The sequence below is a fragment of the Gryllotalpicola protaetiae genome, from assembly GCF_003627055.1.
GTDB lineage: Bacteria > Actinomycetota > Actinomycetes > Actinomycetales > Microbacteriaceae > Gryllotalpicola > Gryllotalpicola protaetiae.
Genome location: NZ_CP032624.1, coordinates 2,752,355 through 2,778,317, shown reverse-complemented (window position 1 = coordinate 2,778,317; position 25,963 = coordinate 2,752,355). Strand labels below are relative to the sequence as shown.

Below are 25,963 nucleotides of genomic sequence, written 5' to 3'. Positions count from 1 at the left end.
TGTGAGCGGAAAGACCCGCGCTACACCTCGTCGATCGCCGCCCCGGCGAACTGCGCCTGGTACAGCCGCGCGTATGCGCCGCCCGCCTCGAGCAGCGACGAATGAGTCCCCTGCTCGACGATGTCGCCGTGCTCCATGACGAGGATCAGGTCGGCATCGCGGATCGTCGACAGCCGGTGGGCGATCACGAACGAGGTGCGCCCGGCGCGAAGCGCGCTCATCGCCTGCTGCACCAGAACCTCGGTGCGCGTGTCGACCGAGCTGGTCGCCTCGTCGAGGATCAGCACAGACGGCCGCGACAGGAACGCGCGCGCGATCGTCAGCAGCTGCTTCTCGCCGGCCGAGACGTTGGCGCCCTCATCCTCGAGCACGGTGTCGTAGCCGTCGGGAAGCGAGTGCACGAAGCGGTCGACATACGCCGCGCGGGCCGCCGCGAGGATCTCGTCCTCCGCGGCATCCGTTCGTCCGTATGCGATGTTGTCGCGAATCGTGCCCGCGAACAGCCAGGTGTCCTGCAGGACCATGCCCATCGCGTCGCGCAGCTCCTGCCTGCGCAGGTGGCGCGTGTCGACGCCGTCGAGCGTGATGCGCCCGGAATCCGGGTCGTAGAACCGCATCATGAGGTTCACGAGGGTGGTCTTTCCCGCACCCGTCGGCCCCACGATCGCGACCGTCTGCCCCGGCTCCGCCACCAGGTTCAGCTTCGTGATCAGCGGCTTGTCCGGCGAGTACGCGAACGCCACGTCCTCGAAGGCGAAGCGCCCCGTGACCTCGCGCAGAGGCTCGGCGTCCATGTCGTCGGGCGTCTGCTCGTCGGCGTCGAGCAGCTCGAACACGCGCTCGGCGCTCGCAACGCCCGACTGCAGCAGGTTCGCCATCGACCCGAGCTGGGTGAGCGGCTGCGTGAACTGGCGCGAGTACTGGATGAAGGCCTGCACGCTGCCGAGGGACAGCGACCCGCTCGTGATCAAGAGCCCGCCGACGACGGCGATCACGACATAGATCAGGTTCCCGACGAACATCATGGCCGGCATGATGATGCCGCTCACGAACTGCGCGCCGAAGCTCGCGCCGAACAGCTCGTCGTTCTTCGCGGCGAACCGCGCCTCGACCTCGCGGTGGCGCCCGAACACCTTGACGAGTGCGTGGCCGCTGAACGCCTCCTCGATCTGCGCATTGAGCTCGCCCATGTGCCGCCACTGCGCCACGAACTGCTTCTGCGAGCGCTTCGCGATCTGCTGTGTGACGACGATCGTGAGCGGGATCGTGACGAGCGCGATGATCGCGAGCAGCCACGAGGTCCAGAACATGAACGCGAGGACGCCGATCACGGTGAGCAGCGACTGCAGCAGCTGGCTCATCGTCTGCTGCAGGCTCTGCTGCACGTTGTCGATGTCGTTGGTCACACGCGAGAGCAGCTCGCCGCGCGGCATCCGGTCGAAATACGAGAGCGGCAGCCGGTGGATCTTCGCCTCGACGTCCTGCCGCAGCGCGAACGTGGTGCGCGCGACGACGCCGTTCATGATCCACCCCTGCGCCCAGCCGAAGAACGCGGCGATGACATAGAGCAGCAGCACCCACATCAGCAGGTGCGCGAGCGAGGTGAAGTCGATGCCCTGACCTGGAGTGAAGTCGATGTGCCGCAGCAGATCGGCCATCTGGGTGTTGCCCTGCTTCTCGAGCCCGGCGATCACCTCCGCCTTGGTCGTGCCGGCCGGCAGGTGGGTGAACTGACGGCCGATGAACCCGGCGAACACGATGTTGGTCGCGTCACCGAGCAGCTTGGGTCCGATGACGGTGAAGGCCACGGATGCCGCGCCCAGGACCGCCACGAGAACGACCGCCAGTCGCTCGCCGCGCAGCCGGCCGAGCAACCGCCTCGCGCTCGGCCCGAAGCTCGACGCCTTCTCGCCGGGCAGCGCCATGCCCATCGGGCCGCCGCCGCCCATGGGGCCGCGGCGAGCGCCTGCGGGTGGGCCGGCAGGCCGCGCGTCGGCGGCGGGGCCCGCGGGGGCCGAGGCAGGGGTCTTGTCGCTCATCGCGCCTCCTCCGCGGTGAGCTGCGAGCTCACGATCTCGGCGTACGTCTCGTTGCCCGCGAGCAGCTCCTCGTGCGTTCCGGCGCCGACGATGCGGCCGTCTTCGAGCACGATGATGCGGTCCGCTTCGACGATGGTCGACACGCGCTGGGCGACGATCACGAAGGTCGCGCCGTCGACCTCTCTCTTCAAGGCCGCGCGGAGCCGGGCATCCGTCGCCAGGTCGAGCGCCGAGAACGAGTCGTCGAACACGTAGATCTCCGGCCGCTTGACGAGCGCGCGCGCGATCGCGAGCCGTTGCCGCTGGCCGCCGGAGACGTTCGTGCCGCCCTGGGCGATGGCCCCGTCGAGGCCGCCCTCCATCTCGCGCACGAAGCCCTCGGCCTGGGCGATGCGCAGCGCCGCCCACAGCTCGTCCTCCGTCGCGTCGGGCTTGCCATAGCGCAGGTTGCTCGCCACCGTGCCCGAGAACAGGTACGGCTTCTGCGGCACGAGGCCGATGCGGCTCCACAGCAGCTCGGGGTCGAGCTCGGCCACGTCGACGCCGTCGATGTAGACGGTGCCGCTCGTCGCGTCGAACAGCCGCGGCAGCAGGCTCACGAGGGTCGTCTTGCCGGCGCCCGTCGAGCCGACGATCGCGAGCGTCTGGCCTCGCTCTGCCCGGAACGAGACGTCGGTGAGCACGGGCTGCTCGGCGCCCGGATAGTGGAAGCCGACCTCGAACAACTCGATCGTGCCCTGCTCGGCGAGCTCGGTGACGGGCGCCGCGGGCGGGGCGACCGACGGCTCGGTGTCGAGCACCTCGCTGATGCGCGTGGCCGAGACGGCGGCACGCGGCACCATGACCGCCATGAACGTCGCCATCATGACCGACATCAGAATCTGGGCCAGGTAGGCGAGGAACGCGGTCAACGCGCCGATCGGCATGCCGTCCTGCACACGGAACGCGCCGAACCAGATCACGGCGACGCTCGACAGGTTGAGGATCAGCATGACGATGGGGAACATCGTCGTCATCCAGCGGCCGGCGTTGAGGGCCGCCTCCATGACATCGGAGTTCACATCTTCGAAGCGCTTCGTCTCGATGTCCTCGCGCACGAACGCGCGGACGACGCGGATGCCGGTCAGCTGCTCGCGCAGCACCCTGTTCACCGCGTCGATGCGCTTCTGCATCTTCCGGAACCACGGCACCATGCGGCTGACGACGGCGCCGACGCACACGAGCAGCACGGGCACCGCGACGGCGATGATCCACGACAGGTCCGCGTCCTGCTGGATCGCGAGGATGACACCGCCGATCGCGGTGATCGGGGCGGAGACCATCATGGTGCAGCTCATCAGCACGAGCATCTGCACCTGCTGCACGTCGTTCGTCGACCGTGTGATCAGGCTCGGCGCGCCGAACACCTGCACTTCGCGCTCGCTGAACTCGCCGACGCGGGTGAACACGTTGAGCCTCAGGTCGCGACCGAGGCTCATGGCGGCACGGGCACCGAAGTACACCGCGGTGATCGAGCACGCGACCTGCACCAGCGTCACGAGCAGCATCCACGCGCCGATGCGCATGATGTAGCCGGTGTCGCCCTTGGCGACGCCGTTGTCGATGATGTTGGCGTTGAGCGTCGGCAGATAGAGCGCCGCAAGCGACTGGGCGAGCTGGAACACCAGCACCCCGACGAGCAGCTTCCAATGCGGGCCGAGATGGCGGCGCAGCAGGGTGATCAGCATCGATCTTCCTTGGTTTCGGTAGGGGTGGCGGATGCCTGGGTGGCGGATGCCTGGCGGGCGGCTCCATCGCCGACGATCCCATGAAGGGCGAGGTCGACGAGCTCGTCGATCTCGATGGGGCCGGAGGCCTGGAACGGGCCGATGGAGGTGACGAAGGACAGGGCGCGCAGGAACGGCCCGATCCGATCTGGCGCGATGCCGAGCCGCTCGATGTCGGGCGCGAAGAGCTCGGCGATGATCTGCGCGTAGCCGTCGCCCGTGTCGCGCGGCACGGGCGGCCGCTCGCGCATGCCGACGGCCGTCATCATCGCGAAGACGCCCTGGAAGCGCTCCTGGAGCATGGAGAGCACCTGGCGCACCTTGAACTCGAGCGGCAGGGTTGGGTCGATGGCCCCGAGGCGCACGCGCAGCGGCGCCGGATCGAGGTACTTCGCGACAGCCGCGTCGATCACGGCGTCCTTGTCGCCGAATGCGCGGAACACAGTGCCCTCGGCCACCCCGGCGGCCTCGGCGATCTGCTTCGACGTCACTGCGGCGCCCGCGGCGAGCACGAGCGGGATCGTCGCGTCGACGATCTGCGCGCGCCGGTCCTCCGGGCTCATCGCGGGGGCGCGCCGCGCGGGAGCCGCCTCGGGCGAAGCATCCGTCGTGGTCACTCGCTCACTCTAGTGAGTGAGTACTCACTCGGCAATACGGTCTGCCGTTCGACCCGCTGCTCCGAGGGGTGCGTCCGGGCTCCGTCTTCGCGGCTGCTGCGACCCGAGCGCACCCCTCGGCGGCGAAGGAGCAAGGGCAAAGGCAGAGAGAGCCCGTCCGGCTACACGAACGCGGCGAAGAGGCGCGAGATGTCGGCGACCTCATCCGGCGAGGGATGCCAGGCCGAGGCCGCTGCCACGTTGGCGTGCACCTGCTCGGCCTTCGTCGCGCCCGCGATCACCGAGGTGAGCCCCGGCTGGGCCAGCAGCCAGCCGAACGTCGCCTCGAGCATCGTGATGCCGCGTGCGTCGGCGAATGCCTGATATTCGTCGAGAAGGTCCCATGGGGCGTCGTCGACGAGATGCCTGCGCTGCTGCATGATGCGACTGTCGGCGGGGCCGCCGTCGCGCGTGAACTTGCCGGTCAGCAGCCCGTTCTGCAGCGGGAAGAACGGCAGGAACCCGAGGCCGTACTCGTTCACGGCCGGCAGCACCTCGCGCTCGGCGCCGCGGGTGAGCAGGTTGTATTCGTTCTGGGCCGAGATGAACTTGGGATGCCCGGCGAGCGCCGCCTGGTACTCGGCATCCGCGATCTGCCACCCGCTCAGATTCGAGTGGCCGATGTAGCGCACCTTGCCCTCGCCGATGAGGTCGTCGAGCACGGCGAGCGTCTCTTCGATCGGCGTTACACCGTCGGGCCGGTGCAGCTGGTAGAGGTCGATCCAGTCGGTCCTGAGGCGGGTCAGCGAGCCCTCGACCGCGCGGCGCACATAGCGGCGCGAGCCGCGGGCGCCCCAATCGGGGCCGTTCGCGCCCGCCATGTCCATGCCGAACTTGGTGGCGAGCACGATGCGGTCGCGCTTGCCCGCGAGAGCGTTGCCCATGAGCGTCTCGGAGAGGCCACGCTGCGCGCCATAGATGTCGGCCGTGTCGAACAGGGTCACGCCCGCGTCGACGGCGGCGTCGATCACGGCGTTCGTGCCCTCCTGCGTCTCGGTGACGGTGCCGGCGCGGCCGAAATTGTTGCAGCCGAGTCCGATGGTCGAGACGACGAGGCCGGAGCGGCCGAGAGCGCGGTATTCGATTTCTGCCATGTCTCGAGCCTAGGTTCGATGAGCGGCCGTTCGGCTATGCGGACGCCTGGAACGCGGCATCCGTCGCCCGCACCACCCGCATGATGTTGCCGCCCGCGAGCTTCGCGAGGTCGGCAGCCGACCAGCCTCGGCGCGCGAGCTCGGCGAGCAGCTTCGGGTAGCCCGCGACGCTCTCGAGTCCACTCGGCAGGTCGGGGGTGCCGTCGAAGTCGCCGCCGAGGCCGAGGTGGTCGACGCCCGCGACCGCCCGCGCGTGCTCGACATGGTCGGCGACGTCGGCCACCGTGACCCGCGGCTTGTCGCCCTCGCGGCCGCCGGCGAGCCACAGGCGGTACTCGTCTGAGACGAATTGAGGGACGAAGGTGATCATCACGACGCCGTCATTGCCGGGAATCCGCTCGAGCACGTCATCGGGCACGTTGCGCACGTGGTCGGTGACGGCCCGGCACGAGCTGTGGCTGAAGATGACGGGGGCGGATGCCTCGTCGAGCGCGTCATGCATCGTGGTCGTCGCGACGTGCGACAGGTCGACGAGCATGCCCAGGCGGCCTAGCTCGCGCACGAGCTCGCGGCCCCGGTCGGAGAGGCCGCCGTGCTGCGGGTCGTCGGTCGCGGAATCCGCGAACTCGCTCGTCAGCCAGTGCGTGAGGGTGAGGTAGCGCACGCCGAGGCGCGCGTACTGGCGCAGCACCGCGAGCGAGCCGTCGAGCTGGTGGCTGCCCTCTGCGCCGAGGAAGCTCGCGACCGTGCCGCGGCTGCGCGCCTCCTCGAAGTCGGCTGCGCTGCGGGCGAGGGTGAAGTGGTCGGGGTATCGTCTTGCGAGCCGGTGCACGACGTCGATCTGCTCGAGCGTCTCGCGCACATGCTCGGCGCCGGCACGGCGGTCTTCGACGTAGACCGACCAGAACTGGCCGCCCACTCCCCCTGCGGCAAGGCGCGGCACGTCGGTGTGGAAGTCGTCGCTCTGGTCGCTGTCGAGGCCGTCGAGAGAGGAGTCGCGCCCCTCGCGCAGAGCCCACGGCCAGTCGTTGTGGCCATCGACGATCGGATGCCTGGCGAGCGCGTCTCGGGCAGTGGCGTCGGCAGCGGTCATGCCCCCATCCTGCTGCGTTGCGCCGATCTTCCCCAGCACAGCTGCCCGCGGTGCGGCATTCTCAACCGATGTCCGATTCCCGCGAGCCGGTGTCGGCGGCCGCGGTTACTGTCGAGATATGACCACCGCGATTCCCCTCTTCCTGGCGCGCACCGATTCGCCCATCGGCCGCCTCGAGCTGACCAGCGACGGCGACGCCGTGACCTCGCTGTCGATCGCCCGCGAAGGGCGCCTTCCTCTCGAGACCCTTCCCGAGAACTCGAACGCCGTGCTCGACGAGGCGGTGCGGCAGCTCGGCGAGTACTTCGCCGGGTCGCGCACCACGTTCGACGTGCCACTGCACCTCGCGGGCACCGACTTCCAGAAGTCCGTCTGGGCGATCCTCGCGAAGCTGCCGTTCGGCGAGTTCACCTCCTACGGCGAGATCGGGCTCGAGCTGGGCCTGCTGACCGCGGGGCGCGCCGTCGGCGGGGCCGTCGGCGCCAATCCGGTTCCCCTGCTGATCGGCTGCCACCGCGTGCTGTCGTCGAACGGCAGAGTGACCGGCTACAGCGGCGGCGACGGCATTCCGACCAAGCTCTGGCTGCTCGCCCACGAGGGCATCACCCTCGCCGCATGAGCGGCTATCGCGACGCCGTAGAGGGCGCAGACGGCAAGCCGCGCTGCGCCTGGGCGGTCTCCTCCCCCGAATACGTCGCCTACCACGACGACGAGTGGGGCTTCCCGCTGAAAGACGAGCGGCGGCTGTTCGAGAAGATCTGCCTAGAGGGCTTCCAGGCCGGGCTGTCGTGGATCACGATCCTGCGCCGCCGCGAGGGCTTCCGCGCCGCATTCGACGGGTTCGACCCTGCGACCGTCGCCGCCTATGGCGAGGCCGATGTCGAGCGGCTGCTCGGTGACGAGCGGATCATCCGCCACCGCGGCAAGATCGAGGCGACGATCGGCAACGCTCGCGCCCTGCTGGCGCTCGACGAGCCGCTCGTCGAGCTGGTGTGGTCGTTCGCGCCCGAACCCGGCTCGCGACCCAGGCCGGCCTCCTTCCTCGACGTGCCGGCGGTCACGCCCGAGAGCACGGCGCTCAGCAAAGAGCTGCGGAGGCGCGGGTTCCGATTCGTCGGCCCGACGACGATGTACGCGATGATGCAGTCGGCGGGGCTGGTCGACGACCACGTCGCCGGCTGCTGGCGCGCACGGGCTGTCAGTCAGGCCGAGGCGCACCCCTAGACGCGCACCGTTCCCATCGCCCCGCGCGCCACGCTGCTGCCCGACCGCAGAGCACGGCTTTCGAGGGAGAACGCGAGGCGGCGACCGATTCGCGCGTGCTCCTCGGCCTGACTTGGAATGAGCATAGCTCACTTCCTGTGATGCCTCGCAAGCCCCCCACATACGGGTCGAGCCGGCCGCGGGGCGTCAGGCGGTGATGAGCACCAGCCGCGATCCTGCGCCCGCGGGGCCGGGGGTGCCGGCCTCAAGGCGGAAGCCGTGCGCTGCACCCCAGTCGACGAGCTCCCGAACGGTGCCCGGGTGCTCACCGCTCAGCGCGTAGGCGCGCGCGAGCTCGCCCTTGGCGTGCTTGTTGAAGTGGTTGAGGGCGCGGCGGCGTCCGTCCGGTCCCTCGGCGACGACCTCGAGCCAGACCGCATGCGGCGCGGGCCCGAGCGCCGCATAGCCCTGCGAGCGCGCGTCGAGCACGAGGCCGCTCTCGCCGCCGAGCGCCCCGGCCGCGGCATCCGCCCACAGCGCCCGCAGCCGCACACCCGGAAGCCGAGAGTCGTGCGAGAGCCGGTAGTCCGGGATCCCGTCGAGCGCGCCGATCGGGCCCAGCACGGCGGAATGGATGACGACGTGCCGGCCGAGCCGCTCACGCGCGTGCTCTGGCAGCGTCGCCGCGTCGAGGGCGTCGTAGAGCACACCCGTGTAGCGGTCGGCCGCCGGCAGCACCTCTGAGGTCTCGAGCACCCGGTTCTTCGCCACCTCGTGGTGCTGCTTCACGCCGAGCTTCAGCGCTTTGACGGCCGCCTCGTGGTCGTGCGCGAGGGCGGTCACCGCGTCGAGGGTGGCTCGCCTGGCATCCGTCAGCATCGGGTAGCGCAGTTCCGAGAGCGCGAGCCGCGTGCCGGGCGCACCGCCCGCGCGCTTCGTCTCAGACGGAGGCAGCAAGAGCAGCACGAGGATTCCTGACGGGAACGCGGAAGTCCCGCCCCGGCGAGCGGGGCGGGACTTCCGTTGAGAGAGACAGTCTTCCGGCTAAACCAACTCGGCCTGCGACGCGACGATCGTGACGATGTCAGCCGCGACCGAGAAGTAGCCGCCTTCGGCGTTCGCCGTGATGCGCTCGCCGCCCGGCAGCGTCAGCCGCACCTGACCGCCCCTGGCGAGCAGGGCGAGCACCGGCTCGTGACCGGCGAGCACGCCGATCTCGCCAATCGTGGTCTTCGCCACGACCATCGAGGCCTCGCCCGACCACACCTTGTGGTCAGCCGCGACGACGCTGACGTTGAGCAGCTTCGCCATGGCTTACGCGTTCTCCTTCTGGATCTGCGCCCACTTCTCTTCCACGTCGGAGATGGAGCCGACGTTGAAGAACGCCTGGGTGGCGACGTGGTCGAAGTCACCGCGGGTGATCGCGTCGAACGACTCGATCGTGTCCTTGATGGGGACCGTGGAGCCCTCGACACCGGTGAACTTCTTCGCCATGTAGGTGTTCTGCGAGAGGAACTGCTGGATGCGGCGAGCACGCTCGACCGTGATCTTGTCCTCTTCGGAGAGCTCGTCGACACCGAGGATTGCGATGATCTCCTGCAGCTCCTTGTTCTTCTGCAGGACCTGCTTCACGTTCGTGGCCACGCGGTAGTGGTCCTCGCCGATGTAGCGCGGGTCGAGGATGCGCGAGGTCGAGCTCAGCGGGTCGACCGCGGGGTAGAGGCCCTGCGAGGCGATCTCACGCGAGAGCTCGGTGGTCGCGTCGAGGTGCGCGAACGTGGTGGCCGGGGCCGGGTCGGTGTAGTCGTCAGCCGGCACATAGATCGCCTGCAGCGAGGTGATCGAGTGACCGCGCGTCGAGGTGATGCGCTCCTGCAGAACGCCCATCTCGTCGGCGAGGTTCGGCTGGTAGCCCACCGCGGAGGGCATGCGGCCGAGCAGCGTCGAGACCTCGGACCCCGCCTGCGTGAAGCGGAAGATGTTGTCGATGAACAGCAGCACGTCCTGCTTCTGGACGTCGCGGAAGTACTCGGCCATGGTCAGCGCCGAGAGGGCGACGCGCAGACGCGTCCCCGGCGGCTCATCCATCTGGCCGAAGACCAGGGCGGTCTTGTCGAAGACGCCGGCCTCCTCCATCTCGTGGATGAGGTCGTTGCCCTCACGGGTACGCTCGCCGACGCCGGCGAACACCGACACACCGCCGTGGTCCTGCGCGACGCGCTGGATCATCTCCTGGATGAGGACCGTCTTGCCGACGCCCGCGCCGCCGAACAGGCCGATCTTGCCGCCCAGCACGTAGGGCGTCAGCAGGTCGATGACCTTGATGCCGGTCTCGAACATCTGGGTCTTCGACTCGAGCTGGTCGAACGACGGCGCCTTGCGGTGGATCGGCCAGCGCTCGGTGATCTCGATCTTCTCGCCGGGCTGGGCGTTCAGAATCTCGCCTGTGACGTCGAAGACGCGGCCCTTGGTCACGTCGCCGACGGGCACGGAGATCGCTGCGCCGGTGTCGCGCACCTCCTGGCCGCGGACGATGCCGTCCGTCGGCTTCAGGGAGATGGCGCGCACGAGGTCGTCACCGAGGTGCTGGGCGACCTCGAGCGTGATCTCGTGGGCTTCCTCTTCGTCACCGGTGAAATTGATGGTGGTCTTGAGGGCGTTGTAGATCTCGGGGATCGAGTCGTGCGGGAACTCGATGTCCACGACGGGGCCGGTGACGCGCGCCACACGGCCGACGCCGGGGGTCACCTTGGCGTCGGTGCCGGGGGTCTCGGCGGTGATGGTCATTGTTGTCTCTCTCTGTTGGTCAAACAGCGTGTCTGTCTCTCGGACAGCCCGTGTGGTGTCAGGAGGCGAGCGCGTCGGCGCCGCCGACGATCTCGGAGATCTGCTGAGTGATCTCGGCCTGACGTGCGTTGTTGGCGAGGCGCGTGTAGTTGGTGATCAGCTTGTCCGCATTGTCGGATGCCGACTTCATCGCCTTCTGCGTCGCAGCGTGCTTCGACGCCGCCGAGTGGAGCAGCGCGTAGAACACGCGGCTCTCGACGTATGCCGGCAGCAGCTGGTCGAGCACGGTCTGGGCGTCGGGCTCGAACTCGTAGAGCGGCGGCACACCGTCGGCGTCCGGCAGGGTCTCGTCTTCGAGCTTGCCCTCGATCTCGAGGGGAAGCAGGCGACGGACCGTCGGCACCTGGGTGATCGAGCTCACGAACCGGTTGAAGACGCCGTGGATCTCGCTGACGCCGCCCTCCGACTCCGGACGCGTGAAGAGCTCGATCTGCTTGTCGCTGATCTCCTTCGCGAGCTCGAACGTGGGCTGGTCGGTCTCACCCGTCCAGCTCTCGAGGTACTCCCGGCGCCGGAACGCGAAGTAACCGACGGCCTTGCGACCGACCAGGAAGTACACGACCTCTTTGCCCTGCTCGGTGAGCAGGGTCTCGAGCTGCATCGCCTGGCGGATCACCTGCGAGTTGAACGCGCCGGCGAGACCGCGGTCGGACGTGTACACCACGATGAGCGAGCGGCCGATCTGCTCGGGCTCGGTCGTCAGCGGGTGCTGCACGTTCGAGCGGTGGGCGACGAGCGCCACCGCCTTCGAGAGCTCCTCGGTGTAGGGAGCGGCCTCGTTCACCCGCGCAAGCGACTTGGCGATCCGGCTCGCGCTGATGAGCTCCATCGCGCGGGTGATCTTCTTCGTCGTCTGCGCGGACCGGATCTTCGACCGGTAGATGCGAAGCTGAGCGCCCATGCCTAGTTGCTCCCGGGGATCTTCTCCTGCTCGACAGCATCGGCCTCGAGGGCCGCGTGCTGCTCCGTGCCAGGCGCGTCGAGGGGCTGGCCCTTGCCGGTCTGGAACTCGAGCTTGAACGTGTCGATCTGGGAGGAGATCTCGGCGACGGTCTCGTCAGAGAGCTGGCCGGTCTCGCGCAGGGTGTCGAGCACCGTGGTGTTGCGACGCAGGTGGCCGAGCAGCTCGCCTTCGAAGCGCAGGATGTCCTCCACCGCGATGTCGTCGAGCTTGCCGTTGGTGCCGGCCCAGATCGAGACGACCTGCTCCTCCACCGGGTACGGCGAGTACTGCGGCTGGCGCAGCAGCTCGGTCAGGCGCGCACCGCGCTCGAGCTGTCGACGCGAAGCCGCGTCGAGGTCGGAGGCGAACATCGCGAACGCCTGCAGCGAGCGGTACTGGGCCAGTTCCAGCTTCAACGTGCCCGAGACCTTCTTGATGTGCTTCAGCTGCGCGTCGCCACCGACGCGCGAGACCGAGATGCCCACGTCGACCGCGGGGCGCTGGTTCGCGTTGAACAGGTCGGATTGCAGGAAGATCTGGCCGTCGGTGATCGAGATCACGTTGGTCGGGATGTACGCCGAGACGTCGTTCGCCTTCGTCTCGATGATCGGAAGACCGGTCATCGAGCCGTGGCCGAGCTCGTCGGACAGCTTCGCGCAACGCTCGAGCAGACGCGAGTGCAGGTAGAAGACGTCGCCGGGGTATGCCTCGCGGCCCGGCGGGCGGCGCAGCAGGAGCGACACGGCGCGGTACGCCTCGGCCTGCTTGGTCAGGTCGTCGAAGATGATCAGGACGTGCTTGCCGCCGTACATCCAGTGCTGGCCGATGGCCGAGCCGGTGTAGGGGGCGAGGTACTTGAAGCCGGCGGGGTCGGAGGCCGGCGCTGCGACGATGGTCGTGTACTCCATCGCGCCGGCCTCTTCGAGGGCGCCCTTCACCGAGGCGATGGTCGAGCCCTTCTGGCCGATCGCGACGTAGATGCAGCGCACCTGCTTGTCGGGGTCACCGGAGTCCCAGTTGGCCTTCTGGTTGATGATCGTGTCGATCGCGATCGCCGTCTTGCCGGTCTGGCGGTCGCCGATGATGAGCTGGCGCTGGCCGCGACCGATCGGGATCATCGCGTCGATGGCCTTGATGCCGGTCTGCATCGGCTCGTGCACCGACTTGCGCTGCATGACGCCGGGCGCCTGCAGCTCGAGTGCGCGGCGGTCGTCGGTGACGATGTCGCCGAGGCCGTCGATCGGGTTGCCGAGCGGGTCGACCACGCGGCCGAGGTACCCGTCGCCGACGGCGACGGAGAGGACCTCACCGGTGCGGGTGACTTCCTGGCCTTCTTCGATGCCGGCGAACTCGCCGAGCACGACGACGCCGATCTCGTCCTCGTCGAGGTTCAGCGCCAGGCCGAGCGTGCCGTCGGCGAAGCGGATGAGCTCGTTCGCCATGACGCCGGGGAGTCCCTCGACGTGCGCGATGCCGTCAGCCGCGTCGAGCACATGACCGACCTCGGTGGCGGCAGCCTTGCTGGGCTCGTACGACGTGACGAAGTCCTTCAGCGCGTCCCTGATCTCATCGGGGCTGATGGAGATGTCTGCCATGTTGTTCCTTTGATTAGCGAGGCGCTGGCCTCAATGGTGAAGACCGGTTATGCGAGCTGCAGCCGCACGTCTGAGAGACGCGTTGCGATGCTCGAGTCGATGACGTCGTCGCCGACCCGCACGCGCAGGCCGCCGATGAGCGAGGCGTCGATGACGGTGCTGAGTGCGACCGCCTTGCCGTAACGCGCCGCGAACACGTCGCGGAGACGACCGAGCTGGGCCGCGGTCAGCGGCTGCGCGGTGGTGACGACCGCGAGCACCGCGTCGCGCTGGTCGGCGATCGTCTGCTGCGCCCAGCGGAGGGATTCGCGGATGCTTCGACCGCGCGGGTCGGCGACGAGCTGGCTCACGATGGCGACCGTGCCCGCGGAGACCTTGCCCGTGAGAAGGCGGTCGACGACGCCGACCTTCGCGTCAGCGCCGGCGAGCTTGCTGCGCAGCGCGAGCTCGAGCTCCGCGTCGGACGAGACCGCCCCTGAAACGGCGAACAGCTCGTCGCCGAGGCGCTCGGCATCCGCGGAGTTCTGCGCGATGGCGCGCACGCCGACCTCTTCCAGCCCCTCTGCCAGGTCCGCCGACGCGGACCAGCGCTGCTGGACGGCGGTCTTGAGGATGGCGAGCGTCGATGCGGCGACCTTCCCGCCGAAGATGCGCTCGGTCAGCGCCGCCTTCTCGGCAGGGTCGGCGGTCGGGTCTGCGATGGTGTTGCGCAGCTGCAGCGAGGAACCGACGAGGCGCGCGATGGAGAACAGCTCCTCCGCGACGGCGAGGTCGGCCGCGCCGCCCTGCTGGGCGAGCGCGTCGCGCAGCACGACGGCCGCGCTCCGGGTGGCGCTGCCCATTAGGCCTGCGCCCCTGCCTTGCCCTCGCTCGCCTCGAGTTCTGCGAGGAAGCGGTCGACCACGCTGCTGGCCTTCGCGTCGTCCTTCAGGGACTCGCCGATGACACCCGAGGCGAGATCGATCGCGAGGGAGCCGACCTCGGTGCGCAGCTGCGATGCCGCGGCCTTGCGCTCGGCCGCGATCTGCGCCTGCGCGTTCGCGGTGACGCGGGCCGCCTCGACAGTGGCCTGGTCCTTGTGCTCGGCGACGATGCGCTTACCGTCTTCACGTGCCTGCTCGCGGATGACCGCGGCCTCGCTGCGAGCGTCTGCCAGCTGGGCGGTGTACTGCTCGAGCAGCGCGTTCGCCTTGTCCTGGGCCTCGTCGGCGCGCTCGATGTTGCCCTGGATCGCGTCACGACGGGCGTCGAGCGCCTTGTTGACGGCGGGCAGGACCTTCCAGATCAGCACAGCCAGAACGGCGAGGAACGCGATGGTTCCCCACACCAGGTCGGGCAACTCGGGAACGAGCACGCTGTGCGAGGTCGACCCCTGGTCAGCCGCGAGGATCAATGCGTGAGACATACTCACTCCCTAACGGTGGCTGCAGGATTTAGGACGGGAACGGGATGAAGGCAACACCGATCGCAATGAAGCACAGGGCCTCCGTCAGCGCGATACCGATCCACATCAGGGTCTGGAGGCGCCCGGCGAGCTCGGGCTGGCGAGCGACGGACTCGATCGTCTTGCCGACGACGAGGCCGACGCCGATGGCCGAGCCGATGACTGCGAGGCCGAAGGCGAGCGGTGCGATATTACCGACCATTTGTTGTTCCTTTCAGGGTGTCCTGTTGTGCCGTCGAGCTCAGTGCTCGTCGGCGATGGCCATCTGGATGTAGATGGCGGTGAGGATTGCGAAGATGTATGCCTGCAGCGCGCCCACGAAGAGCTCCAGCACCGTGAAGGCGATGCCGAACGCGAAGCTTCCGATGCCGAGCAGGCCGAGGGGGTTGCCGCCGGCGAGCACGGTGAAGAAGAAGAAGTTCGTCGCGAGGAAGCACAGCGCGAGGAGCATGTGGCCGGCGACCATGTTCATCGTGAGTCGCAGAGTCAGGGTGACCGGGCGGACGATGAAGGTCGAGAGGAACTCGAGCACCGCGATCACGGGCTTGATCGCGATCGGCACACCCGGGAGCCACAGCGAGTGGGCGATGAAGCCGCCGGTGCCGTGCTTTCGGATTCCTGCGTAGATGAAGGTCACATAGGCGATCGCCGCCATGATGAGCGCCTGGCCGATGAGGCCGGTCGAGGCGATCTGCAGACCGGGGATGACACCCGTGAGGTTCCAGGCGAGGGTCCCGAAGAACATCGCCATGATCAGCGGCATGAACCGCTTGCCGTCTTTCTCGCCGAGCGTGTCGTTGACGATGCTGACGCGCGGGAAGTCGATGAGGAACTCCCACGCGGCCTGCCCGCGCGACGGGACGACCTTGAGGCGGCTCGACCCGATCCAGAGGATCGCGACGATCACCGCCGTTGCGAAGAGGCGGACAAGCAGCACGCGGTTCAGCGCGAAAGGCGTGCCGGCGAAAAGGACCGCGTTCGGAAAGAAGTCGTCGATAGACGGACCTTGGAAGCCGCCGCCATCAGCGGAAACGACTTGCCCCAGCGCGAGTACAGCGTTCGAAATCAGCGTTATCTCCTGTTGGGACATCGGAGATCGCTCTTGATTCCGATGGAGTCTTTCTGCTCACCGAAAGGCACCAGAAAGAATCGGTGCGCAGTGTGATTGCTGTCAGCCTACTAGACCGGGTGTACGCCGACAAATTCTCGGCGAGTGGGCGGAACGGCCTCGTCTCACGGTGCATCCGGCACGTAGAGCACGCGGCTGCGGGCCACGATCACGACCTCGATGACGAGGGTGATGACGATGCCGACGATGATCGTGAGGAACAGCACGGTGGGGTCGATCCAGGCCTGACCCCGCAACGTCAGGGCGAGCGCGATGAAGACGATGAGCTTGAGCAGCCAGCCGCCGGTGATCAGGCCGACGAACACGAGCGCGTGCTCCGGCCCGGTGGCGCGCCTGCCCGCGATGCGGATGCTCGTGGCCGTGATCGCGGTCAGCGCGGCGACGATCGCGGCGCCGATCAGCCCGCTGAGGGCGCCGGTGCCGCCGGCGACCAGGCCGCCGATCACGCCTGCGATCACCGCGACGGCGCCTGCAGCCACGAAATTCCACAGCATCGCGCGCTGCATGACCTGCGCGGGAGTGAGGGTCTTGGGGGTCACGAGGCCTCCTTGTGTGCGACGGGAGCCTCGGCCGAGGCATCCGCCGCTCTGATCGTGGGCTCGGCGATGTGCGACTCCGCGGCCATGACAGCGCGGCGGCGGCCGAGCGGCGCAAGGGTGACCGCGGTGCACGCGAGCAGCCCGACGACGACGAAGACGATCGCGGCCCACACCGGCACGACGGGGGCGAACGAGAACAGCAGCATGCCGATCGAGGCGACCGCCGTCCACGCGTAGAAGATCAGCACGGCGTGGAAATGCGAGTGCCCCATGTCGAGCAGCCGGTGGTGCAGGTGCTTGCGATCGGCCGCCATGGGCGAGCGCCCCGCGTTCACGCGGCGGATCACCGCAAGCCCGAAGTCGAGGAACGGCACGATCAGCACGGCGAGCGGCAGCACGATCGGCAGGAACGCCGACACCAGGTGGGTGCGCCCGACGACATGCTGCAGCGTCGACGGGTCGAACTGCCCCGTCACCGTCACGGCGCTCGCGGCCATCAGCAGGCCGACGAGCAGCGCCCCGGCATCGCCCATGAACATGCGCGCGGGGTGCCAGTTGAGCGGCAGGAATCCGACGCAGGCGCCGATCAGGATCGCGGTGATGACGGATGCCAGCGAGAAGTAGTTGAGCGGGCTGGTGCGCACCGTGATCGAGTAGGTGTACACGAGGAAGACGCAGTTCGCGATGATCGCGACGCCGACGACGAGCCCGTCGAGTCCGTCGATGAAGTTGATGGCGTTCATCGTGAGCACCACGACGATCACCGTGATGATCACGCTGGTCAGCGGCGACCAGACGGTGAGGCCGCCGAGCGGCAGGGACAGGATCTGGACCCCCGACCACGCCACGAGACCCGCAGCGACGAACTGGCCGGCGAGCTTCGTCATCCAGTCGAGGTCGACGAGGTCGTCGATGACGCCGATCACGACGATCAGCAGGCTGCCGCCGAGGATGCCGAGGATGGGCTTCGGGTCGTTGAAGACGATCGAGAGCAGCGAGAAGTGCGCCGAGAACAGCCACGCGGCGCCGAACGCGATCAGCACGCCGAGGAACATCGCGACCCCGCCGAGCCGCGGGGTCGGGCGCGTGTGCACGTCGCGCTCGCGGATCGCCGGGTACAGCTTGAAGCGCAGCGCGAAGCGGTAGACGGCCAACGACAGCCCGAAGGTCACGAGCGCGGTGAAGAGACCGAGCAGCGCGAGAAGGGTCATGGGGCGTCAGGCCTCCGGATCGGCCGGCTCCGGCGGGAGCTCATCCCTCGCAGGCACAGCCTGCTCGGCGTCCGGCGAGTGCTGACCCACCGGGTCAGCACCCTCATCGCCCGACACGGCCGAGACCTGCTCGGCCGTCTGCAGCTTGTCGCCGATGACCGCGCGCAGCTCGTCGGCGGAGACGACGCCCTGCCGCAGAATCCGCACGCCGCGCCCGTCGGCGAGCCCCGTGACGTCGACGATCGTCGACGACTCGCTCGCGCCCGACTCGGTCACACCGTCGTACGCGGCGCCCGCGAGACCCGCGTCGAGGTAGACGGCGACGGCGTCGCCGAGCATCTCCTCGGCGGTGACGGCGGTCTTGGCAGCAGGCAGGCCGGTCTTGTTGGCGCTGGAGACGGCGAGCGGCCCGGTCTCACCGAGCAGCTCGAGGGTGAGCTTGTGGTCGGGCATGCGCAGAGCGACCGTGCCGCGCGTCTCGCCGAGGTCCCACACGAGCGACGGCTGCGCGTTGAAGACGATCGTGAGGCCGCCCGGCCAGAACGCCTCGGCGAGCTGCCGAGCCTCGTCGGGAACGGTCGCGGCGAGCGCGTCGAGCGTCTTGAGGTCGGGGATCAGCACGGGCGGCGGCGACTGACGGCCGCGCCCCTTGGCGTCGAGCAGGCTCTGCACGGCAGCCGCGTTGAACGCGTCGGCGGCGACACCGTAGACCGTGTCGGTGGGGATCACGACGAGCTCACCGCGGCCGAGCGCCTGGCGGGCGAGGCGTGTGCCGGTGAGCAGCTCGTCGGGGTCGGAGCAGTCGTAGATCGAGGGCATGACCTCCGAAGTCTATCGGCCACCCCCTGCGTCCCCTGTGCGCGGGTGATGCGACACGTGCGCGGGAGAAGCTGCGCCCGCGGACACGCGATTTCACCCGCGCGCACAGGGAAGGTTGACACGGCACCCACAACTGTTTATGGTCTACGCATTGCGTATGCAATACACACAATCTGCGGAATACACAGAAAGGGTCGACATGGACTCCCCCGCGATCGAGGTCGACGCGCTGCGCAAGCGCTACGGCCGCCGCTGGGTGCTCGACGGCGTGGACTTCCACGCGGTGCGCGGCACCGTCCTCGCACTGCTCGGGCCGAACGGCGCCGGCAAGACCACCACGGTCGGCATCCTGTCGACGCTGCTGCCGTCCGATGGCGGCACGGCCCGCGTGTGCGGGCACGACGTCAGCCGCTCCCCCGCCGCCGTGCGCCGCAGCCTCAGCCTCACCGGTCAGTACGCCGCGGTCGACGGCTTCCTCACCGGCCGCGAGAACCTCGCGCTGATGGCGGGCATCGCCGGTCTGCGCGGCCGCGGCGCACGCACGCGGGTCGCGCAGCTGCTCGACGACTTCGAGCTGACGGATGCCGCGGGCCGGCGCGTCTCCACCTACTCCGGCGGCATGCGCCGCCGCCTCGATCTCGCGATCAGCCTGCTGCCGCGCCCGGAGGTGCTTGTGCTCGACGAGCCCACCACCGGGCTCGACCCGCGCAGCCGCACGCAGGTGTGGCGGTCGATCCGCGAGCTCGTCGGCGCCGGCACGACCGTGCTGCTCACGACGCAGTACCTCGACGAGGCCGACGCGCTCGCCGACGACGTGGTCGTGCTCGACCGGGGCGCGGTCATCGCACACGGCTCGCCGGAGGAGCTCAAGCGCCGGGTCGACAGCGACCGGGTCGTGGTCTCGCTCGCCGACCACGAGTCGCTCGAGCTGGCGCGGGCGGCGGCGCCCCAGGCATCCGTCGATCTCGAATCGCTGACCGTCGCGATCGCGACCACCGACGCCGCAGGCACCCTGCGCGCGTTCTTCGACGCCGCACCCGGCGCCGCCGTCGCCGATGTGCGCATCGACCGGCCGACGCTCGACGACGTCTTTCTCACCCTCACCGGGCGCGAGCCCGAATCGCAGGAGGTGGCGGCATGACCGCTCTCGGCACTCCCCCGGCGCCGACCCGCGCCGGCTTCCGTCCCGTCGGCGACACCACCCGGCTCATCGGGCGCGAACTGCGCCGCACGCTGCGCAGCTTCGACAGCCTGTTCTCGAGCCTGCTGCTGCCGACCGTCGTCATGCTCGTCTTCGTCGTCATCTTCGGCGGCGCCGTCGACCGGACGGGTCACTACGTCGACTACGTGGTGCCCGGCGTGCTCATCATGTGCGTCGGCATGGGGGCGTCGTTCACAGCGGTCACCGTCGCGCAGGACATGGCGGCCGGCGTCATCGACCGGTTCAAGACGCTGCCCATGTTCGAGCCGGCCGTGCTGCTCGGGCACGTCGTGGCCGGGGTGCTGCGCAACCTCGTGGCGTGCGTCCCCGTCGTGCTCGTCGCCGTGGCGCTCGGCTGGCGGCCGGCCGCCGGCGTCGGCGACTGGGTGCTGGTGTGGGCCTACCTGGCGCTCGCCGCCCTGTCGTTCACCTGGCTCACCTGTCTTGCCGGGCTCACGCTCTCTGTCGACGCCGCTCAGTCGGTGAACTTCGTGTTCCTGTTCGTGCCGTACATGTCGAGCGGGTTCGTGCCGGTGGACACCATGCCGCACTGGCTGCGCGGCTTCGCCGAGCACCAGCCGTTCACGCCGATCATCGAGACCGCGCGCGGGCTGCTGGCCGGCGCCCCCGACGCGGGCACGGTCGCCGCAGCCCTCGCGTGGCTGATCTCGCTCGGGGCGGCGGCAGTCGTGGCATCCGTCATCGTCTATCGCAGGCGCACGCTTGCCTGACTCCCCCTTCAACCCGCCCAGCCCACCCTGGCTCGTTCCTAGACTGGCCGACATGGCCGACCAGTCTGAGCCCGCACTGCCCCACGCCATCGCCCTGGCGTGGGGCGTTGCGGCTAATCCCCAGCGCGGGCCGCGGCGAGAGCTCTCGATCGAGCGGATCGTCGAGGTCGCCGTCGGCCTCGCCGACTCGGAGGGGCTCGGCGCCGTGTCGATGGCGCGGGTCGCGCAGGAGCTCGGGTACACGACCATGTCGCTGTACCGCTACGTCACCGCGAAAGACGACCTGCTGAAGCTCATGCAGGACGCGGTCTCTGGCATCGACGTGCCGGCGGCAGCCGGCGAGGACTGGCGCGCGGAGCTGCGCACCTGGACGCGGGCGATGATGGCCCAGCTGGGCGCGCACCCGTGGATGACGGAGCTGCCGATCACGGGAATCCCGATGATGCCCAACGAGCTGCGCACGCTCGACGCCGCCCTCGCAGCGCTTGCGCGCACCCCGCTCTCCGCGCTCGAGAAGATGGCCACGATCCTCGTGGTCGCGAACCACGCCCGGGTCGCGGTGGCGATCCAGCATCAGATCGCGTCGGCGGGTGTGCCGGTCGAGCAGGCGACGGGCGAAGCCTATGAGAGCGCGCTGCGCGAGCTGCTCGACCCCGCCGAATACCCCGAGCTGCGCAAGGTGTTGGATGCCGGGCAGCTCTCGGACCGCGAGTTCGACGACGCCGGATTCGGGCTCGAGCGGATCCTCGACGGGATCGCGGCGTATCTCGCCGCGAAGAAGGCGGGCGCCGCCGAGCCGGTCGCCGCCCCAGACCCGGACCTCGTGCACTACGCGAAGGACCAGAAGGTGAAGGATGCCGTGCAGCGCCGGCGCGAGGCCGAGAAGTCGCTGCGCGAGGCGCAGAAGCACGAGCTCGAGGCGCTGAAGAACGCGCGCGAGCGGGCTGCTGCAGCCGCCGAGCGGGAGGCGGCTCGCGCTGAGCGCGAGCGGGCGCGCGCGCGGGCCAACCGCGGATAGGGGCGGTGCGTAGAACGCACGATTTCCCCTATCGAACCAGTCGTTTTGTAGGGGCGAGCGTGCGAACTAGGGCCAGTTCCTACGCGCGCGACGGGCGGGCGGGCGCTTGCGGGCGACGCCTTTGGCGCAAGGCGGGTGTGTGCCGTGCAGGCGGCGCCTCTGGGCGCGAGGCGGGCGCGCGCACTGGGGCGGCGCCTATGGGCGCAGGGCGGTGGTCGCGCGGTCGCGGCCGGTGAGATCCGGGTGCGTGGCGGGGGCGCGCCAGCCGTCCGCCGCGAGCAAGGCGCGGATGTCGGCGCCCTGCAGCTCGCCGTGCTCGATCACGAGCAGCGCGCCCGGGTGCGCGAGTCGCAGCGCGGTGCGCGACAGCGCGCGCACGAGGTCGAGCCCGTCAGGGCCGCCGTAGAGCGCCATCGCCGGGTCGAACAGCCGCACCTCGGGGTCGCGCGGAATCGCGTCCTGCGGGACATACGGCGGGTTCGAGATCACCACGTCGACACGTCCGCCGAGCTCGGAAAGCAGCGCGGGATCTGCCAGGTCGCCTTCGACCAGGGTGGCATTCGAGGCGCCGGATGCCTGGAAGTTCCGCCTCGTCCATGGCAGCGCCTCTGTCGACTTCTCGACGCCGAACACCCGCGCGTGCGGCACCTCGACTGCGAGCGAGAGCGCGATCGCGCCGCTGCCCGTGCCGAGGTCGACGGCGAGAGGCTCGGGCGAGGCCGACCCGCGCAGCGCGTCGATCGCGAACTGCGCGACCTGCTCGGTCTCGGGGCGCGGAACGAACACACCGGGCCCGACCGCGAGCTCCAGCGAACGGAACGCCGCTGTGCCCGTGATGTGCTGCAGCGGCTCGCGCGCAGCCCGCCGGGCGGCGAGCGTGCGCACCCTCTCGACGACGGAGGCGTCGGCCGAGGCATCCGTCAACGCCATCGCCTGCACGCGCCCGCGCGAGGCGTCCGTCACAAATCCGATGAGCAGCGCCGCATCGACCCCCGGTGTGGTCACCCCAGCGGTCAAAAGCTGCTCTGTGACCTCGGCGAGCAGTGCTCGGAACGTAACGGACATCGTGTTCATAACCCCAGCAACAATAGGCTTTCCCGTATGGCCGAGATTCTTCCTGACATCACCAAGGCGGTGGGCGGAACGCCCCTCGTCAAGCTGAACCGCGTCACTGACGACGCGCCCGCGACAGTGCTCGCGAAGCTCGAGTTCTTCAACCCCGCCTCCAGCGTCAAGGACCGCATCGCGGTCGCGATCGTCGACGCGGCCGAGGCCGACGGCGCTCTCACCGAGGGTGGCACCATCGTCGAGGCGACCAGCGGCAACACCGGCATCGGTCTCGCGATGGTCGGCGCCGCGCGCGGCTACAAGACGATCCTCGTCATGCCCGACACGATGAGCATCGAGCGCCGCCTGATCCTCCGTGCGTTCGGCGCCGAGGTCGTGCTCACCCCGGGCGCCGAGGGCATCAAGTCCTCGATCGCCAAGGTGCAGGAGATCGTCGCGTCGACGCCCGGCGCGATCTGGGCCCGTCAGTTCGAGAACCAGGCGAACCCCGCCATCCACTACAACACCACCGGCCCGGAGATCTGGGACGCGACCGGCGGCGACGTCGACGTGTTCGTCGCGGGCATCGGCACGGGCGGCACGATCACCGGTGCGGGCCGCTTCCTCAAGGAGCAGAACCCGAACGTGCACATCGTGGCCGTCGAGCCGGCCGAGACCGAGGTGCTGCGCGGCGGCGCCCACGGCCCGCACAAGATCCAGGGCATCGGCGCGGGATTCGTCCCCGAGGTGCTCGACACCGACGTCTACGACGAGGTCTTCCCCGTTCCGAGCGATGACGCCATCGCGACGGCGCGCCGCCTCGCCGCCGAGGAAGGCGTGTTCGCGGGCATCTCGTCCGGTGCCGCGGTGTACGCCGCCGTGCAGCTCGCCAAGCGGCCAGAGTTCGCGGGCAAGAACATCGTCGCGGTCGTGCCCGACACGGGCGAGCGCTACTTCTCGACGGCGCTGTACAAGCACCTCGCCGAGGCCGACGCGTAAGTGCCGGTCCACCCGCTCCGCTCTCTGCGCGAGGACGTCGCGGCGGTCCGCTATCGAGACCCGGCCGCCCGCAACGCCGCCGAGATCGTGCTCGCCTACTCAGGCATGCACGCCATCTGGGCGTATCGCCTCGCGCACCGCTGGTGGCGCGCACCCGGCCTCAAGCTGGCCGCGCGCCTCCTCTCCCAGTTCACCCGGTCGGTGACCGGCGTCGAGATCCACCCGGGGGCCGTCATCGGCCGCCGGGTGGTCATCGACCACGGCATGGGAACCGTCATCGGCGAGACCGCCGTCGTGGGCAACGACGTGCTGATCTACCATGGAGTGACGCTGGGCGGGAACAAGCGGGGCCAGAACGACAAGCGGCACCCCACGATCGGCGACGACGTCGTCATCGGCGCGGGAGCGAAGCTGATCGGCGACATCTCGATCGGCTCGCACAGCCAGATCGGGGTCAACGCGGTCGTGACGCACGACTTCCCCGAGCACTCGGTGCTGACCGGCATCCCGGCGATCAACCGCAACGAGCACGTGTAGCGCGCCATCTCAACGCGATCGAGCGGTGCGAAAAGTACGTCCGATGACTCGGAAACGTACGTTTCGCACCGCTCGATGCGGTTGTCACGCGGCCAGCGTCGGGTCCCAGTCCTCGGGCAGCGGCGCGACCGGGGTGACGCGCGACGCGATCTCGACGGGAGCGCCGCTCGCGGCGGCGTCGCGGATGCCGAGCAGGATGTCCAGCACGTGCGACGCGAGCACGCCCGAGGCCCGCTCGGGCACGCCCGCGCGGATCGCGCGGACCAGCTCGACGACACCGGTCCCGCGGCCGTAGGCGGCTCCGGTCGCGGGGATCGTCGTCGGCTCGTCCTGGCCGTAGCGCCACAGGGTGCTGTCACCGTCGAAGTTGTTCGGGTCGGGCAGGCTGATCGTGCCCTCGGTGCCGTTGATCTCGACGAAGCCCGCGCGCGGCAGCGCGTGCTGGAACGAGAAGGTCGACTGCGCAGAGGCGCCGCCCACGAACTCGATCAGTGCGGCGTGGTGCGTCGGAACCTCGACCGGGAACGACTGCCCCGCACGCGGTCCGCTGCCGATCACGCGCGTCTCACGCGACTTCGACGAGACCGCCTGCACGCGTGAGGCCGAGCCGAACGCGTGAACGAGCGTGGTGACGTAGTACGGCCCCATGTCGAACAGGGGGCCGGCGCCCGTCGCGAACAGGAAATCGGGGTTCGGATGCCACAACTCGGGCCCCGGCACGTGGAACATGGTCGTCGCGGTCAGCGGTTCGCCGATGTCGCCGCGTGCGATCGCGCGCAGAGCGGTCTGGATGCCCGCGCCGAGGACCGTGTCGGGCGCGCACGCGACGCGCAGGCCGGCGGCCTCTGCGGCGGCGAGCAGGCCAGCCGCGGACTCGTGGTCGAGGGCGACGGGCTTCTCGCTCCAGACGTGCTTGCCCGCGGCGATGATGCGCTGGCCGACCTCGGTGTGGGCGGCCGGGATCGTGAGGTTGACGACCACGTCGATGTCGTCGCGGGCGAGCAGCTCGTCGACGGCGCCCGACGCGGGGACGCCGTAGGCGTCGGCCTGCGCGGCCGCGCGCGGCAGGTCGATGTCCGCGACGAAGCGCACCTCGACCTCGGGGAAGGTCGTGAGGTTCTTCAGGTACTGCGTCGAGATGTTGCCGGCGCCGATGATGCCGACGCCCGCGCGGTTCGCACCGCTCATGCCGCGGCCTCGGTGTCGTTCTCGGCGAGCCACGCGAACGACTCCGCGATCCCCTGGAACACGTCGCCCTTGTACGCGTCGAACTCGACCACGCGCAGCGCCTGCGGCGCGGCGGCGAGGATCGCGGCGACGTCGACGTCGCCCTGACCGGCCGGCGTCTGGTTCTCGAACGCGGCCTGCAGCGCCTCGGGCACGATCAGCGCGCTCTCGCTGCTCGGCAGCACGTTGCGGATCGCGTCGTCGATCACGCCGTCCTTGACGTGGATGGCACGCACCCGCTCGCCGAGCGAGCGCAGCACAGCGGGGGCATCCGCACCGCCCACCGTCGCCCAGAAGGTGTCGACCTCGAGCACGACGGCCGGCGCGAGCTGCTCGACGAACAGTTCGTAGATCGGGCGGCCGTCGACCTTGTTCGTGAACTCCCACTGGTGGTTGTGGTAGCCGAACTCGAGCCCGCGCGCCGCGGCCTGCTCGCTCAGCGCGTTGACGCGCTCGGCGATTCGGCTCGCATCGTCGGCGGTCTGCCAGCGGTCGGTCGGGATGAAGGGATCGATGACGGTGGTCATGCCGAGCTCGCCCGCGGCGTCGAAGATCGCGGAGGCGTCTTCCGCGTCGATCACCGCGGCGTGACCCGACGGCGCAGAGACACCGGCGGCGGTGAGCGCGCGCTTCAGGTCGGCGGTGCGCAGGTGGAAGGCGTAGGGCTCGGCTCTGGTGAATCCGATCTCGGCGAGGCGTGCGACGGCGGCGTCGACGTCCTCGTCGATCGCGTCGCGGACCGAGTAGAGCTGGACGGAAGGGGCAGACATGGTTCACTCCTTGAAGAACGAAAGCGGTAGCTCGATGCTACAGCGAAAACCGTAC

General features: G+C 69.4%; 27 protein-coding genes. 7 read left to right on the top strand and 20 right to left on the bottom strand.

Annotated elements, in window-relative coordinates:
• Window positions 1-20 precede the first annotated feature (20 nt).
• The 5 genes from D7I44_RS13460 to D7I44_RS13440 form a co-directional block, all read right to left on the bottom strand.
• Entirely contained in the window at window positions 21-2,039 is a 2,019-nt protein-coding gene (locus tag D7I44_RS13460; protein WP_120789967.1) for an ABC transporter ATP-binding protein, read from the bottom strand.
• Window positions 2,036-3,766 carry an ABC transporter ATP-binding protein gene (locus tag D7I44_RS13455; RefSeq protein ID WP_120789966.1) on the bottom strand — a complete coding sequence of 577 codons (1,731 nt, stop codon included), beginning with the start codon at window positions 3,764-3,766 and terminating at the stop codon, window positions 2,036-2,038. The genes D7I44_RS13460 and D7I44_RS13455 overlap by 4 nt, the downstream gene beginning before the upstream one ends.
• Window positions 3,760-4,422 (bottom strand): TetR/AcrR family transcriptional regulator, encoded by a 663-nt coding sequence (locus D7I44_RS13450; RefSeq protein WP_120789965.1) that lies wholly within the window; start codon window positions 4,420-4,422, stop codon window positions 3,760-3,762. The genes D7I44_RS13455 and D7I44_RS13450 overlap by 7 nt, the downstream gene beginning before the upstream one ends.
• Window positions 4,423-4,583: 161 nt before the next feature.
• The gene (locus D7I44_RS13445) at window positions 4,584-5,555 is read right to left on the bottom strand and encodes an aldo/keto reductase (protein WP_120789964.1); all 972 of its coding nucleotides are present in this window, start codon (window positions 5,553-5,555) and stop codon (window positions 4,584-4,586) included.
• 34 nt (window positions 5,556-5,589) lie between these two features.
• Window positions 5,590-6,648: a dipeptidase gene (locus D7I44_RS13440; protein ID WP_120790959.1), complete on the bottom strand. Its 1,059-nt coding sequence runs from the start codon at window positions 6,646-6,648 to the stop codon at window positions 5,590-5,592.
• 118 nt (window positions 6,649-6,766) lie between these two features.
• On the opposite strand from D7I44_RS13440, the gene D7I44_RS13435 reads away from it, so the two are divergent.
• Both D7I44_RS13435 and D7I44_RS13430 read left to right on the top strand, forming a co-directional pair.
• A complete protein-coding gene (locus tag D7I44_RS13435) occupies window positions 6,767-7,267 on the top strand; it encodes a methylated-DNA--[protein]-cysteine S-methyltransferase (RefSeq protein ID WP_120789963.1) in 501 nt (166 codons plus the stop codon).
• Window positions 7,264-7,872 carry a DNA-3-methyladenine glycosylase I gene (locus D7I44_RS13430; protein ID WP_120789962.1) on the top strand — a complete coding sequence of 203 codons (609 nt, stop codon included), beginning with the start codon at window positions 7,264-7,266 and terminating at the stop codon, window positions 7,870-7,872. The genes D7I44_RS13435 and D7I44_RS13430 overlap by 4 nt, the downstream gene beginning before the upstream one ends.
• 186 nt (window positions 7,873-8,058) lie before the next feature.
• Here the strand turns inward: D7I44_RS13430 and D7I44_RS13425 are convergent, their stop codons facing one another.
• From D7I44_RS13425 to D7I44_RS13370, 12 genes are all read right to left on the bottom strand, one after another.
• Window positions 8,059-8,817 (bottom strand): YaaA family protein, encoded by a 759-nt coding sequence (locus D7I44_RS13425; RefSeq protein WP_120789961.1) that lies wholly within the window; start codon window positions 8,815-8,817, stop codon window positions 8,059-8,061.
• A gap of 78 nt (window positions 8,818-8,895) precedes the next feature.
• Entirely contained in the window at window positions 8,896-9,162 is a 267-nt protein-coding gene (locus tag D7I44_RS13420) for a F0F1 ATP synthase subunit epsilon (RefSeq protein ID WP_120789960.1), read from the bottom strand.
• Window positions 9,163-9,165: 3 nt separating this feature from the next.
• Window positions 9,166-10,638, bottom strand: a complete 1,473-nt coding sequence (atpD, locus tag D7I44_RS13415) for a F0F1 ATP synthase subunit beta (RefSeq protein ID WP_120789959.1) — start codon at window positions 10,636-10,638, stop codon at window positions 9,166-9,168.
• Between the two features lie 58 nt (window positions 10,639-10,696).
• The gene (locus D7I44_RS13410) at window positions 10,697-11,599 is read right to left on the bottom strand and encodes a F0F1 ATP synthase subunit gamma (RefSeq protein WP_120789958.1); all 903 of its coding nucleotides are present in this window, start codon (window positions 11,597-11,599) and stop codon (window positions 10,697-10,699) included.
• Between the two features lie 2 nt (window positions 11,600-11,601).
• Window positions 11,602-13,236 (bottom strand): F0F1 ATP synthase subunit alpha, encoded by a 1,635-nt coding sequence (gene atpA / locus D7I44_RS13405; protein WP_120789957.1) that lies wholly within the window; start codon window positions 13,234-13,236, stop codon window positions 11,602-11,604.
• 47 nt (window positions 13,237-13,283) lie between these two features.
• Window positions 13,284-14,078: a F0F1 ATP synthase subunit delta gene (locus D7I44_RS13400; RefSeq protein WP_120789956.1), complete on the bottom strand. Its 795-nt coding sequence runs from the start codon at window positions 14,076-14,078 to the stop codon at window positions 13,284-13,286.
• Entirely contained in the window at window positions 14,078-14,641 is a 564-nt protein-coding gene (locus D7I44_RS13395) for a F0F1 ATP synthase subunit B (protein ID WP_120789955.1), read from the bottom strand. Before D7I44_RS13395 ends, D7I44_RS13400 begins: the two co-directional genes overlap by 1 nt.
• 28 nt (window positions 14,642-14,669) lie before the next feature.
• The gene (gene atpE / locus D7I44_RS13390) at window positions 14,670-14,882 is read right to left on the bottom strand and encodes a F0F1 ATP synthase subunit C (RefSeq protein ID WP_120789954.1); all 213 of its coding nucleotides are present in this window, start codon (window positions 14,880-14,882) and stop codon (window positions 14,670-14,672) included.
• Between the two features lie 39 nt (window positions 14,883-14,921).
• Window positions 14,922-15,617: a F0F1 ATP synthase subunit A gene (gene atpB, locus D7I44_RS13385; protein WP_245979629.1), complete on the bottom strand. Its 696-nt coding sequence runs from the start codon at window positions 15,615-15,617 to the stop codon at window positions 14,922-14,924.
• A 296-nt stretch (window positions 15,618-15,913) separates the two neighbouring features.
• A complete protein-coding gene (locus D7I44_RS13380; RefSeq protein ID WP_120789952.1) occupies window positions 15,914-16,348 on the bottom strand; it encodes a Cg1360 family ATP-synthase-associated protein in 435 nt (144 codons plus the stop codon).
• Entirely contained in the window at window positions 16,345-17,559 is a 1,215-nt protein-coding gene (locus D7I44_RS13375) for an MraY family glycosyltransferase (RefSeq protein WP_120789951.1), read from the bottom strand. Before D7I44_RS13375 ends, D7I44_RS13380 begins: the two co-directional genes overlap by 4 nt.
• Before the next feature lie 6 nt (window positions 17,560-17,565).
• Window positions 17,566-18,378 (bottom strand): L-threonylcarbamoyladenylate synthase, encoded by an 813-nt coding sequence (locus tag D7I44_RS13370; RefSeq protein WP_120789950.1) that lies wholly within the window; start codon window positions 18,376-18,378, stop codon window positions 17,566-17,568.
• 199 nt (window positions 18,379-18,577) lie between these two features.
• On the opposite strand from D7I44_RS13370, the gene D7I44_RS13365 reads away from it, so the two are divergent.
• From D7I44_RS13365 to D7I44_RS13355, 3 genes are read left to right on the top strand one after another with little or no spacing between them, the layout of a single operon-like run.
• On the top strand, window positions 18,578-19,519 hold the full coding sequence (locus tag D7I44_RS13365; protein WP_120789949.1) for an ATP-binding cassette domain-containing protein: 942 nt from the start codon (window positions 18,578-18,580) through the stop codon (window positions 19,517-19,519).
• Complete coding sequence (locus D7I44_RS13360; RefSeq protein ID WP_120789948.1) at window positions 19,516-20,310, top strand: ABC transporter permease; 795 nt, start codon at window positions 19,516-19,518, stop codon at window positions 20,308-20,310. Before D7I44_RS13365 ends, D7I44_RS13360 begins: the two co-directional genes overlap by 4 nt.
• A 52-nt stretch (window positions 20,311-20,362) precedes the next feature.
• Window positions 20,363-21,328: a TetR/AcrR family transcriptional regulator gene (locus D7I44_RS13355; RefSeq protein WP_120789947.1), complete on the top strand. Its 966-nt coding sequence runs from the start codon at window positions 20,363-20,365 to the stop codon at window positions 21,326-21,328.
• A gap of 195 nt (window positions 21,329-21,523) precedes the next feature.
• Here the strand turns inward: D7I44_RS13355 and prmC are convergent, their stop codons facing one another.
• The gene (gene prmC, locus D7I44_RS13350) at window positions 21,524-22,393 is read right to left on the bottom strand and encodes a peptide chain release factor N(5)-glutamine methyltransferase (protein ID WP_245979627.1); all 870 of its coding nucleotides are present in this window, start codon (window positions 22,391-22,393) and stop codon (window positions 21,524-21,526) included.
• Window positions 22,394-22,429: 36 nt separating this feature from the next.
• Between prmC and cysK the strand changes: the two genes are divergently transcribed.
• Both cysK and cysE read left to right on the top strand, forming a co-directional pair.
• Window positions 22,430-23,374, top strand: coding sequence for a cysteine synthase A (cysK, locus tag D7I44_RS13345; RefSeq protein WP_120789945.1), 945 nt, complete (start codon window positions 22,430-22,432; stop codon window positions 23,372-23,374).
• Window positions 23,375-23,911: a serine O-acetyltransferase gene (gene cysE, locus D7I44_RS13340; protein ID WP_120789944.1), complete on the top strand. Its 537-nt coding sequence runs from the start codon at window positions 23,375-23,377 to the stop codon at window positions 23,909-23,911. It begins immediately after the preceding gene.
• Between the two features lie 84 nt (window positions 23,912-23,995).
• Here the strand turns inward: cysE and D7I44_RS13335 are convergent, their stop codons facing one another.
• Window positions 23,996-25,099: a Gfo/Idh/MocA family protein gene (locus tag D7I44_RS13335; RefSeq protein WP_120789943.1), complete on the bottom strand. Its 1,104-nt coding sequence runs from the start codon at window positions 25,097-25,099 to the stop codon at window positions 23,996-23,998.
• The gene (locus tag D7I44_RS13330; protein WP_120789942.1) at window positions 25,096-25,908 is read right to left on the bottom strand and encodes a sugar phosphate isomerase/epimerase family protein; all 813 of its coding nucleotides are present in this window, start codon (window positions 25,906-25,908) and stop codon (window positions 25,096-25,098) included. Before D7I44_RS13330 ends, D7I44_RS13335 begins: the two co-directional genes overlap by 4 nt.
• Between the last annotated feature and the right edge of the window lie 55 nt (window positions 25,909-25,963).

Excerpts from the sequence above, each read along its gene's own strand:
- D7I44_RS13400 (WP_120789956.1), bottom strand. The coding sequence starts at position 14,078 with ATGGGCAGCGCCACCCGGAGCGCGGCCGTCGTGCTGCGCGACGCGCTC.
- D7I44_RS13435 (WP_120789963.1), top strand. The coding sequence starts at position 6,767 with ATGACCACCGCGATTCCCCTCTTCCTGGCGCGCACCGATTCGCCCATC.
- D7I44_RS13430 (WP_120789962.1), top strand. The coding sequence starts at position 7,264 with ATGAGCGGCTATCGCGACGCCGTAGAGGGCGCAGACGGCAAGCCGCGC.
- D7I44_RS13455 (WP_120789966.1), bottom strand. The coding sequence starts at position 3,766 with ATGCTGATCACCCTGCTGCGCCGCCATCTCGGCCCGCATTGGAAGCTG.
- D7I44_RS13460 (WP_120789967.1), bottom strand. The coding sequence starts at position 2,039 with ATGAGCGACAAGACCCCTGCCTCGGCCCCCGCGGGCCCCGCCGCCGAC.
- D7I44_RS13395 (WP_120789955.1), bottom strand. The coding sequence starts at position 14,641 with ATGTCTCACGCATTGATCCTCGCGGCTGACCAGGGGTCGACCTCGCAC.
- cysK (WP_120789945.1), top strand. The coding sequence starts at position 22,430 with ATGGCCGAGATTCTTCCTGACATCACCAAGGCGGTGGGCGGAACGCCC.
- D7I44_RS13375 (WP_120789951.1), bottom strand. The coding sequence starts at position 17,559 with ATGACCCTTCTCGCGCTGCTCGGTCTCTTCACCGCGCTCGTGACCTTC.
- D7I44_RS13365 (WP_120789949.1), top strand. The coding sequence starts at position 18,578 with ATGGACTCCCCCGCGATCGAGGTCGACGCGCTGCGCAAGCGCTACGGC.
- D7I44_RS13370 (WP_120789950.1), bottom strand. The coding sequence starts at position 18,378 with ATGCCCTCGATCTACGACTGCTCCGACCCCGACGAGCTGCTCACCGGC.
- D7I44_RS13355 (WP_120789947.1), top strand. The coding sequence starts at position 20,363 with ATGGCCGACCAGTCTGAGCCCGCACTGCCCCACGCCATCGCCCTGGCG.
- D7I44_RS13410 (WP_120789958.1), bottom strand. The coding sequence starts at position 11,599 with ATGGGCGCTCAGCTTCGCATCTACCGGTCGAAGATCCGGTCCGCGCAG.
- D7I44_RS13420 (WP_120789960.1), bottom strand. The coding sequence starts at position 9,162 with ATGGCGAAGCTGCTCAACGTCAGCGTCGTCGCGGCTGACCACAAGGTG.
- atpA (WP_120789957.1), bottom strand. The coding sequence starts at position 13,236 with ATGGCAGACATCTCCATCAGCCCCGATGAGATCAGGGACGCGCTGAAG.
- D7I44_RS13335 (WP_120789943.1), bottom strand. The coding sequence starts at position 25,099 with ATGAGCGGTGCGAACCGCGCGGGCGTCGGCATCATCGGCGCCGGCAAC.
- D7I44_RS13440 (WP_120790959.1), bottom strand. The coding sequence starts at position 6,648 with ATGACCGCTGCCGACGCCACTGCCCGAGACGCGCTCGCCAGGCATCCG.
- D7I44_RS13445 (WP_120789964.1), bottom strand. The coding sequence starts at position 5,555 with ATGGCAGAAATCGAATACCGCGCTCTCGGCCGCTCCGGCCTCGTCGTC.
- prmC (WP_245979627.1), bottom strand. The coding sequence starts at position 22,393 with ATGTCCGTTACGTTCCGAGCACTGCTCGCCGAGGTCACAGAGCAGCTT.
- D7I44_RS13330 (WP_120789942.1), bottom strand. The coding sequence starts at position 25,908 with ATGTCTGCCCCTTCCGTCCAGCTCTACTCGGTCCGCGACGCGATCGAC.
- atpE (WP_120789954.1), bottom strand. The coding sequence starts at position 14,882 with ATGGTCGGTAATATCGCACCGCTCGCCTTCGGCCTCGCAGTCATCGGC.
- D7I44_RS13360 (WP_120789948.1), top strand. The coding sequence starts at position 19,516 with ATGACCGCTCTCGGCACTCCCCCGGCGCCGACCCGCGCCGGCTTCCGT.
- atpD (WP_120789959.1), bottom strand. The coding sequence starts at position 10,638 with ATGACCATCACCGCCGAGACCCCCGGCACCGACGCCAAGGTGACCCCC.